This is a genomic window from Enterococcus sp. SMC-9, from assembly GCF_021011285.1.
Lineage (GTDB): Bacteria > Bacillota > Bacilli > Lactobacillales > Enterococcaceae > Enterococcus_C > Enterococcus_C montenegrensis.
In genome coordinates this window covers 289,276-305,424 of the sequence record NZ_JAILYE010000002.1, presented here as the reverse complement: position 1 = coordinate 305,424, position 16,149 = coordinate 289,276, and the positions used below count along the sequence as shown (strand labels likewise).

Sequence of the window (16,149 nt, the reverse complement as noted above, 5' to 3'; positions counted from 1 at the left end):
TTTCATCCCATTTCTCTTTTACAGCATAAGGGTTGACGCAACGTAAAGGTCAAGTTTTTTCTAATAAATTATTTTGGACACTAATCACAAAGAAAAATGCGCCTATAAGTGACTAAATAGAACTTTAAAAGATAAAGTTAGTTGGATGGTAATGTGTTTTAAAATTCTCTTGTTTCATAATTTAAGCAAACTTTCTTCGCTAAAGTTGAAAACAAATTATGTTATAATATCAATGAGTAAAGGTTATGACAGTGTTAGTGTATAGTTGAATTTCACTTGAAAGGAAAGATGTTATGAAAATAATCGAAACACCAGTAAATAAAAATTTGAACTTAGAAACATTTTATCCTAATATTACCAAATTTGTTTTTGGCAAGACGGCAATTAAATATTACAAATTATATTCAGCTGATCGTACGCAAATCATTTATGCTGATACCTATGACAAGGTTCGGCTAATTTTGATTAACGATCACAAGAAAATTCGTAAAGAAGAAGTCGATACAATTATTCATCGTTTGTTAAAAGTGGATCGTCACGCTGTTTTTGTTGATGTGAACATTAAACAAAAAATGCAAGAAGCAGGCAGTAAATTCTCCAAACCCCGTAAAGATATTATCTTAGTGGAGTATACGCCTTTAGAAAACTAAACATATCCGCATTAAGTTTGATTGCATCATCATACAACAATAATTTTAGTTTAGTCTTTAAGAATATCTAAAAAAAGAAAGCTCTCTGTCAATTGATTTTGGTGAATCTCACCAAAATCAAAAAGTATAGAGCTAAAAAGAGGTAAGAGCAGTCTCTTATTCTCTTTTTTTTGTTGTCAATCTAAGAAAAAGCGTGATTTTCCTATCTTTTTGCGTTTTTTTGATATAATGGAAGGCATAAAATATCTTGAGGAGTTTAACTGATGCAAAAATTATATCCTGACGACAGCTTAACGCTGCATACAGATTTATATCAATTGAATATGATGAAAACTTACTGGGAATTAGGACGCGCCGATCGTCATGCTGTTTTCGAGTGCTATTTTCGTGAGATGCCTTTTAAAACGGGGTATGCGATTTTTGCCGGGTTGGAGCGTTTTGTCCACTACTTAGAAAATTTACAATTTACAGAAAGTGACATTGCCTATTTAAGAGAAGTTACAGGCTATCCGGAAGCGTTTTTGGATTACTTGGCAGACTTTAAATTCAGCTGTACAGTGCGTTCAGCATTAGAAGGGGACTTGGTTTTTAGTAATGAACCCATCGTCCAAATTGAAGGACCGTTGGCACAAGCGCAGTTAATTGAAACCGCCCTTTTGAACATGGTGAATTTTCAGACGTTAATTGCTACGAAAGCCGCTCGAATTAAATCCGTTATTGGAGACGATCCTTTGTTAGAGTTTGGTTCACGCCGAGCACAAGAAGTTGATGCGGCATTTTGGGGAACCCGTGCTGCGTTTATTGGGGGCGCAGATGCCACAAGTAATGTGCGAGCTGGGAAAATTTTTGGTATTCCTGCAAGTGGAACCCACGCCCATTCCTTAGTTCAATCTTATGGCAATGACTATGATGCCTTTATGGCTTATGCTAAAACCCATAAAGATTGTGTTTTCTTAGTGGATACTTATGATACTTTAAAACTTGGTGTTCCAGCGGCAATTAAAGTAGCCAAAGAATTAGGGGACGAAATTAATTTCTTAGGTGTTCGAATTGACTCTGGAGATATGGCCTACATTTCTAAAAAAGTTCGGGAACAACTAGATGAAGCTGGTTTTACGCAAGCAAAAGTCTATGCTTCAAATGATCTCGATGAAAACACCATCTTAAGTTTGAAAATGCAAAAAGCTAAAATTGACGTATGGGGTGTGGGGACAAAACTTATCACCGCTTATGATCAACCAGCTTTAGGTGCCGTTTATAAATTAGTTTCCATTGAAGATGACAATGGCAAAATGGTAGACACGATTAAACTTTCATCAAATGCAGAAAAAGTCACGACCCCTGGGAAAAAGCAAGTGTGGCGGATTAATCGTAATAAAGATGGGAAATCTGAAGGCGACTATATCACGCTCTGGGATGAAGATCCACGGGAAGAAGAAGAAATTTTTATGTTCCATCCAGTCCACACTTTTATTAATAAAACTGTTCGCGATTTTAGTGCGCGGCCTGTTTTACAAGAAATTTTTCATGCTGGTAAATTAGTCTATGACTTGCCAGATTTGGAGCATATTAAAGCTTATGCCCATGAATGTCTAGATTCTTTATGGGATGAATACAAACGTGACTTGAACCCACAACAATATCCAGTAGATTTATCTACCGATTGTTGGAATCATAAAATGGCAATTATGGAAAAAGTTCGCAAATCTGTGGCGGCTGTAACAAAAGAGGAGGGACGCTTTTAATGTCTTTACAAACAGAAATTATCAAAGAGTTAGGCGTTAAGGCAACAATTGATCCAAAAGAAGAAATTAGAGTAAGTATTGACTTTTTAAAAGCTTATTTAAAACGTAATCCTTTTTTAAAATCATTGGTTTTGGGAATTAGTGGCGGACAAGATTCTAGTTTAGCGGGAAGATTAGCTCAATTGGCGCTTACAGAATTACGAGAGGAGACTGGGGTTAATTATCAATTTATTGCAGTCCGCTTGCCTTATGGCACCCAAGCCGACGAAGCCGATGCACAAATGGCACTAGATTTTATAAAACCCGATGTTTTTCTAACTGTGAATATTAAAGCAGCTGTTGATGGGCAAGTGAACGCCTTAAATGCAGCTGGCGTTGAAGTTTCGGATTTTAATAAAGGCAACATCAAAGCTCGGCAGCGAATGATTACGCAATACGCAATTGCCGGAGCAAATAGCGGCGCTGTGATTGGTACTGACCATGCGGCCGAAAATATTACCGGTTTTTTTACCAAGTTTGGTGACGGTGGTGCTGATATTTTACCTTTATTTCGTTTAAACAAACGTCAAGGCAAATTGTTGTTAAAAGAATTAGGAGCGCCAGAAGCCTTGTATTTGAAAATTCCAACGGCAGATTTAGAAGATGACAAACCTCTCATTGCCGATGAAGCAGCACTTGGGGTGACCTATGATGAAATTGATGATTATTTAGAAGGAAAAACAATTTCAAAAAGTGCTCAAGCAACAATTGAATCTTGGTGGGCAAAAGGACAACACAAGCGCCACTTACCGATTACAGTTTTCGATGATTTTTGGAAGTAAAATAAGATTACGATGGTGTAAATTAATTTTTAATTAAAATGAACCCCTCCCTTTTGCTATATAACTTGGTTTATTTTATACTAAAAGTGGAGTTTTGGGGAAGACTCCGTCAACAACGGCTAGAGGATACCAGTTTGGTTCCTCTTTTTTTTGTCCTTTTTTAAATTTTCCATAGTTTCTTTACACCCGTAAAACAAACCGCTAAAATAAAGGCTACGAAAATAAATTATTTAACAAAAACAACGAATAGAAGGTTTCTTCATGAAAAAAATGAAATATGTTTTAGCTGGTGTGGCCGTTTTTTTACTGATCATCATCAGTAATTTATATTTGCAGTGGTGTCAAAATAATTTATCACTGGATTTAGCTTTGAAATTTGCTTTTTCTTGGCATACAGCCAAATTTTTCCTTGGTAGTTTGGTTTTACTGGCAGTCTATGGCATTTTTGCCACAATTGCAGGTTCGCTTTTATTTGGAGGCATATTTTATAGTATCGCCATTGGACTTTTAGGCTTTGCTGACTTACAAAAAATGACCGCCAGACAAGAACCTATTTATCCCGATGATTTAAAGATGTTAGGGCAATTAGGTGTTTTAAAAGATCTGGTGGGGTGGCCAGTCTTTCTGATGGCACTCCTTGCCATTTTTGTAGCAGTTATTGCACTAGGTTACAGTATTTATCGCAGCCGTAAATTGTCTTTTACCGAGCAAATCATTCGCGGTGTTGTCTTTTTACTTAGTTTATCTTTTTTAGTTTATGCTAGTCATTTTAACTCCAATGACAATTTATTAAGAAAGGCATACAATAAAACGGCTCTTTGGATTCCGTATTCGCAAAAAATGAATTACTATAATGTCGGTTTTGTTGGCGGTTTTTTATATAATTTAAGAGTAGAAGCAATGACTAAGCCAAAAGATTATTCTAAAGAGAAAGTCACAGAAGTTGTAAAGAAATACCAAGGTGAAAAAGGCAGCGAAGAAAAACCGAATATTATTTACGTGATGTCAGAAAGTTTCTCTGATCCGGCACATTTAAAAGGGGTAAAATATAGCGGTGAACCATTGGCTGATTATTATGCAGTGGCCAATAAAACGTATAGTGGAAAAATGTTATCGCAAAATTATGGTGGCGGCACTGCCAATATTGAATTCGAAGCTTTAACCAGTTTTAGTATGGAATTATTAAATGCCCAAATGACAACACCATACACGCTACTTGTTCCTAAACTACAGCAATTACCTTCCATTGTGTCGTTAACAAAAGAACAAGGTTATCAAACAACCGCTATTCACCCTTATGACACATCAATGTATAAGCGCAAAGATGTATATAAAATTTTAGGCTTCGACCGTTTTTTAGACCAAGATACAATGAAATACCAAAATAAAATTGAAAATAATCCCTATATCTCCGATGAGTCAGCTTATGACGAAATTTTATCCATTTTAAAAAAGGGAAAAACGCCCCAATTTATTCACTTGGTGACAATGCAAACCCATATGCCTTACGGAAATAAATATGGAAATATTCCCTATCAAGTAAACGCAGAGGGAAATACCTCAGCCATTGCCAATTACTTACAAGACATTGCCTATAGCGCTGAGGCGTTGCAAAGCTTTACTGAAGCGGTGAAAAAATTGCCGCGACGAACCCTCGTTGTTTTTTGGGGGGATCATCTGCCAGGGATATATTCAGATGCCATTCAAAAAGCAAATAGTGGTACGAACCTACATGAAACGCAGTTTTTGATTTTTGATTCGGCCGAAAAGTTAGCAAAAAGTAATCAGCATGATGTTATTACAAGTCCTTTTTATTTTGCGCCTAATTTGCTTTTGCAAGCAGGTCTTGGTGTCACACCTTATTATGCTATGCTTTTGAAGTTGGAAGAAACATTGCCAGCTTTTGAAAAAAATATGTATTTAAAACAAGGAAATTGGCAGAAAAATTTAACACTTACCGGCGCAAAAAAAGACGTTTATGAAGATTATCGGTTAATTCAATACGATATTTTAGCTGGTAAGCAATATAGTTTAAAAACTGATTTTTTTAAATAGTCGATTGATAAGGAGCTAGTATGAGTTTTAAGAAAAAAGACAATCAACTTTATTACAATCCCATCCGGCGTGCGATTTTAAACCATCAACTCATTGAAGCAGGAGATAAAGTTGCAATTGGTCTAAGTGGGGGCAAAGATAGCACCAGCTTGTTGTATTTTCTGGATACCATTTCAAAGCAAGAGCGGCTTGGTTTTCCATTTGAAATTGTCCCAATTAGCTTAGACATGGGATTTGAAGATGTTAATTTACAACCACTAATAGAATTTTGTCAACAGCTAGGGTACCCATTAGAAGTAGTTCCCACTAAAATTGCCGAGGTTGTTTTTGATGTGCGAAAAGAGGCGTCTCCTTGTTCATTATGTGCCAAATTACGCCGAGGAATTTTGTATAACAAAGCTCGTGAACTTGGGTGTAACAAAGTAGCGTTAGGGCATCATTTGGATGATGCGATTGAAACGTACTTTATGAATTTTCTCTTTCATGGCAAGTTAAATAGTTTTGAGCCGAAAAGTTATTTATCTAAAACAGAAGTTACTTTGATTCGTCCGTTGCTTTATATCCCAGAGCAAGAAATTATTCGCTTTGTCAAAAGAGAAGCATTGCCTGTCATTTTTAATCCCTGTCCAGCGGATAAAAAAACAAAACGGGAAGAAATTAAAATTTTTGTTGAAAATATTGCTAAAACTTATCCAGATGTGCGGCAGAAGTTTTTAATGGGAATGGAACAAGGAACAAAAGATAACTTTTGGCCAATCGGCAAATAATCAAAAATGGGAAAATATAGCAATGCTTTTGCTACGTTTTTCCATTTTTTTGTCTGAGAAAAGAAATTGTAAATTTTTCACAAAGAAAAGCTTTATTAATCGTTTCATTCTTTCATTGTTTTTCTACTTAATGAGGACTTGCTACTAATCTGAAGCAAAATGAATCAAGAATTGTCAAATTTTTGCTTTAATCGCAGCTTTTTTCTACAATAAAGAAAAGAGTGAATCAAAAAAGAGTGTAAAAAAATTATAGCTACTTTTTTGAGGTTTTTAATGGCAGGATTTTTCACAGGCATGAAGCGTGATTGGAGGAGTTGATTTAATGAAGGCGTTGGTGGCAATTGATTCATATAAAGGCAGTGCTACTTCACAAGAATTAAATGCAGCCGTCTGTCAGAAGTTGACAGAAATGGGCATAGCAAGTTGTAATGTACCAATAGCCGATGGTGGTGAAGGTACCATGGCTATTTTAGCGGCCGCTTTTGCAGGCAAAGAAATAGCAGTACCTACAATTGACTTATTAGGTCAGCCTATCACAGGTAAGTATTGGCTAACTGAAATCGCAGGCGTCAAAACGGCTATCATTGAGTCTGCTCAAATTCTTGGTCTAACCCAGATCACCCCTAGTGAAAAAACAATTCAAAAAGCACATTCCTATGGTTTAGGCCTGGTAATTTTAACGGCATTAAAAAAGGCAAAACAAGTGTATGTTTCCTTAGGGGGAAGTGGCGTAAACGATGGCGGCTTGGGCATGTTAGCGGCACTTAATCAACAAGATATTCCCTCAAAAAATCCCTTACTTTTAGGCAAAGACTTTTTGCAAGCTGTAAGACTACCAAATTTTACGGCAAAAAAAATAATTGGTTTAACAGATGTGAGTAATTTTTATACAGGCGCCCATGGCTTTACGTATATTTTCGGCCCTCAAAAAGGAGGCACACCAGCTATTTTAGCGCAATTGGAAGCAGGCGCAAAATGTGTCCAAAAAAAATTTCAAGATAAAATTGACGTTAATGTCTTTTCTGGCAGTGGGGCAGCCGGAGGAATTGGTGGTGGACTATTATTAGCCGGGGGCATGTTGCAGCCTGGTTTTCCAACCATTGCGCAAATGCTAAAGCTGGAAGAAAAAATGGCAGATTGTAAATTTGTCATTACCGGTGAAGGTCGTTTTGATGAGCAAACTGCCCAAGGTAAGGTACCTTTAGGTATGGCGCGTCTAGCTCGGCGGCATAACTTAGCAGTTGTTGCTTTTTGTGGCGCACGCCCAGATCATACAGTAGGGATTGAATATCATTTTGACGGAGTTTTTGCCATTCAAACGAAGCCGCTTTCTTTACAAAATGCCATGGTAAAAGAAACAACGCTACATAACATTGGGCTTTTAACGGAAAATGTCATGAAGGTTTATCTAGCTGGGAAAAATAGTTAATAACTACAAAAAAGTTATGATGATACTTATTTTTTTATAAAGCAAATAAAAAAGCTGACTGAAATCTTTTTAGTAAATAAAGATTCGGCCAGCTTTTTATCTTAGGTTTAAAAAACTTTATTTTCCAATAAATGAGGTACGAGAATTTCAATGTAGGCGCTAATCTCGCGTAAAACGTCTTTAAAAACCGCTTTATGGGTCAATAAATAAAAATGGCGTAAATGATGTTCGTGAATTGCTTCGTAGGCAATATCATGGGAAATAGCCAGTTTTGAAATAATTGAACGGCCAAATCCTTCACGCAATAAGGCTAGGATGGCTTCATTATTATCCACATATAAAATTTGCGGCAATAAATTATTTTCCCGCAAATAAATTTCATTATAAAAACGTAAACCCGATTCATTTTCCCGTAAAAGCCAATACGGAGAGTCTTCTTTTCCAGCCAAAACTAATTCATCTTCATAAATAGCTGTTTGATTGATGGCCTCATTGCGTTCTGGTTTTTCAATAAAACCAATACTGACTTTATTTTGAGCCATTTGCTGGCCGACTTCTTCTGAATTCATCAATTTAATAGAAAAATCAACATTTGGAAATTGTTTGACGAGATACGGGATTAATTTCGGGACAAAATAAACAGCACAAGTATGAGAACAGCCGATAATGCATTGGAGGCGGAAATTTTCTTGATTTTTAAGACGTTGACTCGTGTCATCCCACTCTTCAATAATTTGTAACGCACGGGGATATAAGAAAACAGCTTCTTTGGTGGGGATGATTTCTTGTTTGCCGTTGCGAATGAATAATTCCACTTTTAAATGTTCTTCTAATTTTTTTATTTGTGCTGAGATAGTTGGTTGTGACAAAAACAGATCTTCGGCAGTATGGGTAAAATTTCTCGTCTCATAGACAGAAACAAAGGTGTGTAACAGATGTAACATCAGAGGACCTCCGTTTTAATTAAAAAAACTAATAATAAGTATTTATACTATTTATTTTTCTTTTAGTCAAAATATCACTATACTAATAACGAACTCACTAGTGAGAAAGTAAACAATCTTTTTATTACAATTAGGAGGAACAAAAGTGCGAGACTTTCTAAAAATCATTCCTATTCCCATTTGCGGATTAATCTTGGGTTTAGCGACTTGCGGTAACGTGTTAAAAACGTATGGCTTAAACTTTTTTGGCAATAGTTTAGGTCTTATTGCCGGAATTTTATTTGTTGCAATCTTACTAAAGCTAGTTTTAACTTTTCGCCATGCCCATGCCAGTTTACGAGATCCTATCATTGCGTCTGTATCCCCAACATTCACGATGGGAACAATGGTCTTATGTACCTATTTACTGCAAATTCAAGCAATTGCACCTTATGTAAAATATCTATGGCTTTTGGCAATTTTAATTCATTATTATTTGATGACTTACTTTACCTATCATTTTCTAATTAAACCAAGCGTTAAAATAGATCATCTGTATCCAAGTTGGTTTATTGTTTACGTAGGTATTGGTGTCATTTCCGTTACCAGCAGTAACTTCTTTCCAGAAATCGGGCAGTTGAATTTCTGGGTGGGACTATTCTTTTATTTGGTATTACTGCCTTTTATTATTCATCGCGTCTTTTTATTTAAAAATATGGCCGAGGCAACACTTCCCCTGATTACCATTATTGCGGCACCGGGTTCTTTGGAACTAACCGGCTATTTAAAAGCTTTTTTCAAACCGAATATAGCTCTAGTCGTTGGTCTATTGATTTTATCACAGATTTTGTATTGGTTCATCATTTTCCACGTCATAAAAATGATTCGGTTGCCATTTTATCCTAGCTACGCAGCATTTACATTTCCGCTGGCGATCTCAGCCTTTGCCAGCCGCAGTGCAGGGAGTTTTTTAACAGCAATGGGTTATCGCGTTATCGTTATTGAATATTTGGCAAAAATAGAGACCGCAATCGCAGTGATAATGGTCTTGTATGTTTTAGCCCATTATTTAAATTTTTTAGCAAAACAGGCACGGATTTTATATTTTAAGCATCAGAAACAAAAAATTTAAAACAAAAAGTCGGAAGTCTACAAAAATTCATTCAAATTTTTGTAAACTTTACGACTTTTTATATTTTTTAGGGACTAAAAATAGGACCAAGGAGGCGTACTTGGAGTGGAACTTTTTAGCCAAGCGAAAATAGTAAACACGTGGCTTTTTTTATCTAGCCGACCATTTAAGCCGTTAAGAAAAGCTGAAGTAATCCTTCAGTCCGTGCCAACGGCTTAAAACTTGCTAAAATAGCTTTTGCATTTTTGTAACTTTCGATTTTTGCCAAAAGGTCGATCCGTGAAGTTGGGCAGGTAAAAAGTCAGATAATGCCAAAGTAGTCAAATCAATTTTTTTCCTGTAAAAAATGATACTTCTTTTATAAATCAGAAAAGACAGTTTTATCCTTTTCTTATCGGTGTAAAAAGATCAATTTGTAGCTGTTAATAAAACTTCGTAAATTCGGGCTACATCTTTTGGTGTGCCTCGCAATTCATAATCAGCTAGAAATGGACAGTCAAATTGTGTTGCGTACTGTTTGGCTGTCAGGCAATACTGGCGGTTAAAGTTTTTATTCCCACTGCCGACAATGCCAAGACAATTTTTGGCATTCTCTTCATAGGCAATGTATTCTCGTAAGGCTTCTGTTAAAATTTCTTGATCGCCATTATCAACACCGTTTCCTCCTTCTAAATAAGTAGGAACAAAGACAAAGAAAGGTTCAGTAATCACTTCTGGTAATGTATTATCGTCGACTGCTTGTAGCGTAATTGTCGGATTTTTAGTGTCTATTTCATGTTGTTGCGCGGCATATTTTTGTAAATTTGTCACAAAAGCACGGGTGTTGCCAGAAATTGACATGTAATAAATGTTCATGGAAATCTCTCCTTTATAAATACTGCTTTAACTTGAAGTATAACATGCTTTTTTGATAAATTTGTAAAAGCTCCCTTGGTAAAATATTTTAGCCGTGTTAAGCTTGTTAGTGGAGGTTGATAACATGATACGTTATGCAAAAAAGTCTGATGCTGCTGCGATAGCACCTTTAGTCTTAGTAATTTTAGAGGATATGGAGTTGCCCTTTGTACAAAAATATGGAGCAAAAAAAACATTAGCACTCTTAGAAGAAAGTGTGGCAATTCCTGATTACCGTTATGGCTATAAACGGGCCTTGGTAAAAGAAGTTGATGGCAAAGTTGCCGGAGTAGCTTATGGCTATCCTGCCAGTGAGGAAAAAATGATTGATGAACCGTTAATCACTTTGCTGGAAAAATTTGGGATCCCAAAAGATACACGCCTTTTTACCGATCCAGAAACTATTGACCCAGAATGGTATTTAGACTCTATTTCTGTAGCACCTGAATTTCGGGGACAAGGGATTGGTGGTAAACTATTGGCAGCACTCCCACAAATTGCAAAACGCGATGGCGAAGATGTCATTGGTTTAAGCGTGGACGTGAAAAATCCGGGTGCAAAACGATTATATGAACGAAATGGCTTTAAAACAGTAGCAAAAACAATGATTGCTGGTCACCAGTATGAGCATATGCAAAAACCAATTGCGTAAAAAAAGACCGCTGAAAATAAATCAGCGGTCTTTTTAGCTCAATTAGGAGGTTTTGTATTGGTTCGCTTAGCTGTCGTGGTTAGAACAACTTCGTTCATTACAATTAAAAAATTCACGTTAGCTTTTGGTACAAAATAGACAACTGTCCTAATTTTTCAAAAGAAAAGTATCACAAATAAGATGAAGAAGAGTTAAAAAAAGGAATGTCTAACAGCGTAGCTGTTGTACATTCCTTTTTTAACAATTTGGTGTTAGGCGATAATCAAACTTTTGGGTTTTACTCCGATTATACAGCCAGTAATCCATAATGGCCGCAATACAAATGCAAACAGGCGCATCTTCATCGTTTCTCACATCAAGGACATAATAATCACCAGAAAACAACGTGGCTTTATCCATTCGCATTATCAGATGATTAAAATGACGAATGCTATATTGATGTTGATAAATATTACCTTGTACTGTCCAATGAAGTTGTTGAATGTAATAAAAATCCCCCGGCCAACGAAAAATCTTTTGTAAGGTCCCCACTTTTTCAAAATTTTTATAAATTTCAAAACGGGTACCAAAGGTAAAACTAATTTGTTTGATGCTGGCCACAAGTTCACCATTCATTTTATAAAGAGAGAGGGCATCACCTTTTGTTCCCCAACGACCCACTAATAAAAACAAAGATTTTCCTTTTTCGTCTTTGACAATGGTTCGGGTGATGGAACTCAACTGTTTGTCTTGAATGAAAAATTCAGACATTCTAGCGCCTCCTTCAAAAAGTAGCTAAAAATTTATCGTATCAAATTAAGTTTACGCCAAATTCTCGTCGATTGCTCGCATAATGGCTTTGCCAACCCCAGAATCGATATTGGTTTCGGTTAAGTATTTGGCAGCTTCTTTTAATTCGATCTTAGCATTTCCCATAGCAAAACTCACGCCAGCCATTTGAATCATACTTAGGTCGTTCATATTATCGCCAATTGTCATCACTTGGTCTAAAGGGATATTCCGCTCTTTTGCAACATGGGCCACGGCAATCCCTTTTTGCGCATCGCGATGATTAATTTCAATATTATTTTGACCAGAAGAGGTAACGTGAAGTTGTTCATTTTCATCTAATTTTTTTGCAACTGGACCTAAGACAGCGGGACCGTCTTTATGGAAACAAATAATTTTTAAAACTTCAAAATCTGGTTTTCCTAATAAGTCTTTAATATCTGTAACATATTGTACAGGTAAAAATTCTAGTTGAGCAGAAGTCATAGCAATTGCCATTTTGTGAGTTAAATGGGGCATCATTTCGGACATGTGTTCAGAGAAATTCTCAATCCGCCGCGCTTGGCTTTCAGAATATAGACCTTCATTTGTAGCTACTTCGTAATAAATATCTGCTGCTCGCAAAAGATCTAGTGTTTCTGCCACCGTTTGTAGAGCAATCGGAACCGTAAATAAAGAGTTGCCCTCAGCATCAAAAACTTGCGCACCATTTAAGTTAATCATGGCACACTTAATACCGGCTTGTTCTAGTGCGGGCAGAGCCTCTTCGCGGTTGCGGCCAGTTGCCACCATGAATTCAATTCCGTGTTCGTTGGCATATTTAATCGCCGCAATATTTTCAACTGAAATCTGCATACGGGAATTTAATAAAGTTCCGTCCATGTCAGAGGCAATTAATTTAATCATAAAAAAATCGGCACCATCCTTTAAAAAATCTGACGCAAAGATTGCGTTAGAATTTTTTACTTATAAATTACTTGTCTTTAGTTTAACACAGATTTACAGGGAAATGTGGCGGTTTCAAAGACAATCCCTAACAATTGCGCTACAATAACTTTGAGTGGTTTAAAGTCTAATAATAAAGGCAGTGGCAGTATTTACTCTAAGTTGTTGCAGCTTTATCAATGAATTTAGGAGGCAGTAATGAAAGCAATTATTCATAATAGTTGGCAAGAGATTCTAGCACCGGAATTTTCGCAGCCTTATTACCTGCAGTTGCGAAAATTTTTGAAACAAGAATATCAAACTCAGAAAATTTATCCAAATATGTATCATATTTTTGAAGCATTAGAGCTAACACCTTATGAAGATGTCAAGGTGGTGATTTTGGGACAAGATCCATATCACGGAGAAAACCAGGCCCACGGGTTATCATTTTCCGTGCAACCAGGGGTTAAAATACCACCGTCTTTGCAAAATATTTATAAAGAATTGCAGAGTGATTTAAATGTGACGCCAGTAAATCATGGGTATTTAACCAGCTGGGCCAAACAAGGCGTTTTACTATTAAACACAGTTTTAACGGTACGAGCAGGCCAAGCTTATTCCCATCGCGGCAAAGGGTGGGAACAACTGACGGATAAAATTATCGAAAAGTTAAACGAGCGGCAAAAACCAGTCGTTTTTATCTTGTGGGGAAAAGGTGCGCAAGAAAAAATTAAAATGATCGATCAAACACGTCACGTTGTTATTGCGTCCCCCCATCCAAGTCCTTTATCAGCTCATCGTGGTTTTTTTGGCTCTCGACCTTTCTCAAAGGCCAATGATGCTTTAGTCAAGTTTGGCGAAGCACCAATTAATTGGCAGTTGCCAAAAGATCCTAATGCTGTATAATACAGTGTAATAATAAAGCGGTTGCTGTTATATAATAAAAGAGTAACTATGTGAAATTAAGAACAAAGAACGGTGCCTTTTTACTGTAACAGCAAAAAGAACTGTTCTTTTTTTTGTGAATAGTGTATGATGAGAAGGACAAAAAATACAGGAGGTAATTCCGGTGGAATTATTTGATAGTTTAAAATTTAAAATTGTACGTCGTGGCATTAAAATTGCTTTTCCAGAAGCAACTGATTCACGTATTTTAGGCGCAGCAGCACGTTTGAAAGCAGAAGAATTAATTACGCCTGTTTTAATTGGTAACAAAGAAGAAGTGGCAAAAGCTGCCGCTGCTCGTGGTATCACAATTGATCAATTTGAAATCCTAGATCCTGACGATTATCCTGATTGGGACAAAATGGTAGCAGCCTTTGTTGAACGTCGTAAAGGTAAAGCAACCAAAGAACAAGCTGAAGAAATTTTAAAAGATGTGAACTACTTTGGAACAATGTTAACTTACATGGGCGTAACTGACGGTATGGTTTCTGGTGCGATTCATTCAACCGGGGATACTGTGCGTCCAGCATTACAAATCATTAAAACGAAACCAGGTGTCAGCCGGACAAGTGGAGCTTTCTTAATGGTTCGTGGTCGCGACCAAGAAAAATATTTATTCTCAGATTGTGCCATCAATGTTAACCCATCTTCACAAGAATTAGCTGAAATTGCAGTAGCATCCGCTGAAACTGCAGAATTATTTGATATCGATCCAAAAGTTGCATTATTAAGCTTTTCAACAAAAGGTTCAGCTAAAGCTCCAGAAGTAGATAAAGTGGTGGAAGCAACAAAAATCGCAAAAGAAATGGCACCAGATATTATTTTAGATGGTGAATTACAATTTGATGCGGCTTACGTTTCTGCAGTTGGTCAATTAAAAGCACCAGATTCAGATGTTGCAGGTAAAGCTACAGTCTTTGTTTTCCCTGAATTACAATCTGGCAACATTGGCTACAAAATTGCGCAACGTTTCGGTAACTTTGAAGCGATTGGACCAATTTTGCAAGGTTTAAATAAACCTGTGTCAGACTTATCTCGTGGCGCCAATGAAGAAGATGTTTATAAATTATCAATTATCACTGCTGCCCAGACATTAAATACTGCAAAATAAAAATTGATTCATAAAAGAGGTTAGAAAAGTTAAATTGACTTTTCTAACTTCTTTTTTTAATACCTGTGAAAAAAGCAGTTTGTGGGACAATAAGAAAGAAAACTTAAATATGGAGCGTAACCTTTAAAATATATTTTTGATAGTTGGTATTGAGGTAATTTTGCTTATGTTGTCCTTTTGTTATGGTTAGCAATTTTTTGCATTGCTTTTGCAATCTAACTTTTAGCCAGTTATACTAAGCAAAACTTATATTTTAAAATTAAGATATTTATTGGTTAGGAGGAGCAATCATGATTGCTTTAACAGATCTTTTAGCAACAGAAAAATTAGGTAAGGTTATTGGTGCTAGTGCAATTGCTGGGGATGTCATTATTTTGACAGGAGAATTAGGGGCAGGAAAAACCACGATTACCAAAGGAATTGCACAAGGCATGGGAATAAATCGAATGGTAAAAAGTCCGACTTATACGATTATTCGAGAATATGAAGATGGACGGTTACCTCTTTATCACATGGATGTTTATCGTGTGGGCCAAGAAGCCGATGAACTGGGCTTGGAAGAATATTTTGAAGGAAGTGGCTTATCGATTGTCGAATGGGGCCAATTACTAGGGGATGCTTTGCCGGTAGATTATTTGGAAATAATATTAACGAAAATTGACGCCGATCAGTTTGCGCGTCAAGTAGAATTTAAAGCAGTAGGGAATCAGAGCGAAGCATTTTTAAACCGAATTTTACAAAACTGGGAGACAAAATAATGACAGATGTAGATGTAATTATTCGCCCTACACAACCAAACGATGCAGCCCAACTTTTACAGGTGATGAAGGAAATTGGCAGTCAAACAGATTTTTTGATTATGGACGAAAAGGGACTTTCCTTAACTAAAGAGCAACTAGCCAGAAAATTAGCAGCCTTTTTAGAGAGTCCAAATAATTTATCCCTCGTGGCATTGGCAGGAGAAAAGATTATTGGCGCTGCTTCTGTTATGGCAGAAGAAAACCCCCGAATCGCCCATATTGGTGAGGTAGGAATTTCAATTTTAAAAGAATTTTGGGGCATGGGCTTAGGTGCTGCGATGATGGAAGAAATTATTTGGTGGGCTGAAGATTCTGGTATCATTCGCCGTTTAGAGTTAACTGTTCAAACTCGTAACCAAAGAGCCTATCATCTTTATCAAAAATACGGTTTTGTAGTTGAAGGAAAGCTGCAAAGAAGCTTTTTAACACCACAAAATGAATTTGTTTCTGCTTATTTGATGGCACGCTTGATTGATTGATATTTTGTAAATCAGATGCTGAAAGTAATAAAAAGGCGTGGCGTTTTCAGG

16 protein-coding genes are annotated in these 16,149 nt (G+C 36.6%); 12 read left to right on the top strand and 4 right to left on the bottom strand.

Annotated elements, in window-relative coordinates; genetic code table 11:
* Positions 1 to 293: 293 nt before the first annotated feature.
* The 6 genes from K4422_RS04210 (at position 294) to K4422_RS04185 (ending at position 7,467) form a co-directional block, all read left to right on the top strand.
* A complete protein-coding gene (locus K4422_RS04210) occupies positions 294 to 650 on the top strand; it encodes a DUF1827 family protein (protein ID WP_230709356.1) in 357 nt (118 codons plus the stop codon).
* A 263-nt stretch (positions 651 to 913) separates the two neighbouring features.
* The gene (locus K4422_RS04205; RefSeq protein WP_230709354.1) at positions 914 to 2,395 is read left to right on the top strand and encodes a nicotinate phosphoribosyltransferase; all 1,482 of its coding nucleotides are present in this window, start codon (positions 914 to 916) and stop codon (positions 2,393 to 2,395) included.
* On the top strand, positions 2,395 to 3,216 hold the full coding sequence (gene nadE / locus K4422_RS04200; protein WP_230709352.1) for an ammonia-dependent NAD(+) synthetase: 822 nt from the start codon (positions 2,395 to 2,397) through the stop codon (positions 3,214 to 3,216). Before K4422_RS04205 ends, nadE begins: the two co-directional genes overlap by 1 nt.
* Before the next feature lie 261 nt (positions 3,217 to 3,477).
* Positions 3,478 to 5,271 (top strand): LTA synthase family protein, encoded by a 1,794-nt coding sequence (locus K4422_RS04195; protein ID WP_230709350.1) that lies wholly within the window; start codon positions 3,478 to 3,480, stop codon positions 5,269 to 5,271.
* Between the two features lie 20 nt (positions 5,272 to 5,291).
* Positions 5,292 to 6,038 carry a tRNA lysidine(34) synthetase gene (locus K4422_RS04190; RefSeq protein ID WP_206902483.1) on the top strand — a complete coding sequence of 249 codons (747 nt, stop codon included), beginning with the start codon at positions 5,292 to 5,294 and terminating at the stop codon, positions 6,036 to 6,038.
* 301 nt (positions 6,039 to 6,339) lie between these two features.
* A complete protein-coding gene (locus K4422_RS04185; protein ID WP_230709348.1) occupies positions 6,340 to 7,467 on the top strand; it encodes a glycerate kinase family protein in 1,128 nt (375 codons plus the stop codon).
* A 107-nt stretch (positions 7,468 to 7,574) separates the two neighbouring features.
* Here K4422_RS04185 and K4422_RS04180 read toward each other — a convergent pair whose 3' ends face one another.
* Positions 7,575 to 8,411: a LysR family transcriptional regulator gene (locus tag K4422_RS04180; protein ID WP_230709346.1), complete on the bottom strand. Its 837-nt coding sequence runs from the start codon at positions 8,409 to 8,411 to the stop codon at positions 7,575 to 7,577.
* A gap of 145 nt (positions 8,412 to 8,556) precedes the next feature.
* On the opposite strand from K4422_RS04180, the gene K4422_RS04175 reads away from it, so the two are divergent.
* Positions 8,557 to 9,522, top strand: coding sequence for a TDT family transporter (locus K4422_RS04175; RefSeq protein ID WP_230709345.1), 966 nt, complete (start codon positions 8,557 to 8,559; stop codon positions 9,520 to 9,522).
* 408 nt (positions 9,523 to 9,930) lie between these two features.
* Here K4422_RS04175 and nrdI read toward each other — a convergent pair whose 3' ends face one another.
* Positions 9,931 to 10,377 carry a class Ib ribonucleoside-diphosphate reductase assembly flavoprotein NrdI gene (gene nrdI / locus K4422_RS04170; RefSeq protein WP_230709344.1) on the bottom strand — a complete coding sequence of 149 codons (447 nt, stop codon included), beginning with the start codon at positions 10,375 to 10,377 and terminating at the stop codon, positions 9,931 to 9,933.
* Positions 10,378 to 10,501: 124 nt separating this feature from the next.
* Between nrdI and K4422_RS04165 the strand changes: the two genes are divergently transcribed.
* Positions 10,502 to 11,068 carry a GNAT family N-acetyltransferase gene (locus K4422_RS04165; RefSeq protein WP_206902488.1) on the top strand — a complete coding sequence of 189 codons (567 nt, stop codon included), beginning with the start codon at positions 10,502 to 10,504 and terminating at the stop codon, positions 11,066 to 11,068.
* 237 nt (positions 11,069 to 11,305) lie between these two features.
* Here the strand turns inward: K4422_RS04165 and K4422_RS04160 are convergent, their stop codons facing one another.
* Positions 11,306 to 11,818, bottom strand: coding sequence for an LURP-one-related/scramblase family protein (locus K4422_RS04160; RefSeq protein ID WP_206902493.1), 513 nt, complete (start codon positions 11,816 to 11,818; stop codon positions 11,306 to 11,308).
* 51 nt (positions 11,819 to 11,869) lie between these two features.
* Positions 11,870 to 12,742 carry a Cof-type HAD-IIB family hydrolase gene (locus tag K4422_RS04155; protein WP_230709343.1) on the bottom strand — a complete coding sequence of 291 codons (873 nt, stop codon included), beginning with the start codon at positions 12,740 to 12,742 and terminating at the stop codon, positions 11,870 to 11,872.
* A gap of 237 nt (positions 12,743 to 12,979) precedes the next feature.
* On the opposite strand from K4422_RS04155, the gene K4422_RS04150 reads away from it, so the two are divergent.
* The 4 genes from K4422_RS04150 to K4422_RS04135 all read left to right on the top strand — a co-directional run bounded on the left by K4422_RS04150 (position 12,980) and on the right by K4422_RS04135 (position 16,098).
* Positions 12,980 to 13,669, top strand: a complete 690-nt coding sequence (locus K4422_RS04150; RefSeq protein ID WP_230709342.1) for a uracil-DNA glycosylase — start codon at positions 12,980 to 12,982, stop codon at positions 13,667 to 13,669.
* A 163-nt stretch (positions 13,670 to 13,832) separates the two neighbouring features.
* On the top strand, positions 13,833 to 14,819 hold the full coding sequence (gene pta / locus K4422_RS04145) for a phosphate acetyltransferase (protein ID WP_206902496.1): 987 nt from the start codon (positions 13,833 to 13,835) through the stop codon (positions 14,817 to 14,819).
* Positions 14,820 to 15,109: 290 nt separating this feature from the next.
* Complete coding sequence (tsaE, locus tag K4422_RS04140) at positions 15,110 to 15,577, top strand: tRNA (adenosine(37)-N6)-threonylcarbamoyltransferase complex ATPase subunit type 1 TsaE (RefSeq protein ID WP_206902497.1); 468 nt, start codon at positions 15,110 to 15,112, stop codon at positions 15,575 to 15,577.
* On the top strand, positions 15,577 to 16,098 hold the full coding sequence (locus K4422_RS04135; protein ID WP_230709340.1) for a GNAT family N-acetyltransferase: 522 nt from the start codon (positions 15,577 to 15,579) through the stop codon (positions 16,096 to 16,098). The genes tsaE and K4422_RS04135 overlap by 1 nt, the downstream gene beginning before the upstream one ends.
* Positions 16,099 to 16,149: the final 51 nt, after the last annotated feature.

Excerpts from the sequence above, each read along its gene's own strand:
- K4422_RS04210 (WP_230709356.1), top strand. The coding sequence starts at position 294 with ATGAAAATAATCGAAACACCAGTAAATAAAAATTTGAACTTAGAAACA.
- K4422_RS04205 (WP_230709354.1), top strand. The coding sequence starts at position 914 with ATGCAAAAATTATATCCTGACGACAGCTTAACGCTGCATACAGATTTA.
- nadE (WP_230709352.1), top strand. The coding sequence starts at position 2,395 with ATGTCTTTACAAACAGAAATTATCAAAGAGTTAGGCGTTAAGGCAACA.
- K4422_RS04195 (WP_230709350.1), top strand. The coding sequence starts at position 3,478 with ATGAAAAAAATGAAATATGTTTTAGCTGGTGTGGCCGTTTTTTTACTG.
- K4422_RS04190 (WP_206902483.1), top strand. The coding sequence starts at position 5,292 with ATGAGTTTTAAGAAAAAAGACAATCAACTTTATTACAATCCCATCCGG.
- K4422_RS04180 (WP_230709346.1), bottom strand. The coding sequence starts at position 8,411 with ATGTTACATCTGTTACACACCTTTGTTTCTGTCTATGAGACGAGAAAT.
- nrdI (WP_230709344.1), bottom strand. The coding sequence starts at position 10,377 with ATGAACATTTATTACATGTCAATTTCTGGCAACACCCGTGCTTTTGTG.
- K4422_RS04165 (WP_206902488.1), top strand. The coding sequence starts at position 10,502 with ATGATACGTTATGCAAAAAAGTCTGATGCTGCTGCGATAGCACCTTTA.
- K4422_RS04160 (WP_206902493.1), bottom strand. The coding sequence starts at position 11,818 with ATGTCTGAATTTTTCATTCAAGACAAACAGTTGAGTTCCATCACCCGA.
- K4422_RS04155 (WP_230709343.1), bottom strand. The coding sequence starts at position 12,742 with ATGATTAAATTAATTGCCTCTGACATGGACGGAACTTTATTAAATTCC.
- K4422_RS04150 (WP_230709342.1), top strand. The coding sequence starts at position 12,980 with ATGAAAGCAATTATTCATAATAGTTGGCAAGAGATTCTAGCACCGGAA.
- tsaE (WP_206902497.1), top strand. The coding sequence starts at position 15,110 with ATGATTGCTTTAACAGATCTTTTAGCAACAGAAAAATTAGGTAAGGTT.
- K4422_RS04135 (WP_230709340.1), top strand. The coding sequence starts at position 15,577 with ATGACAGATGTAGATGTAATTATTCGCCCTACACAACCAAACGATGCA.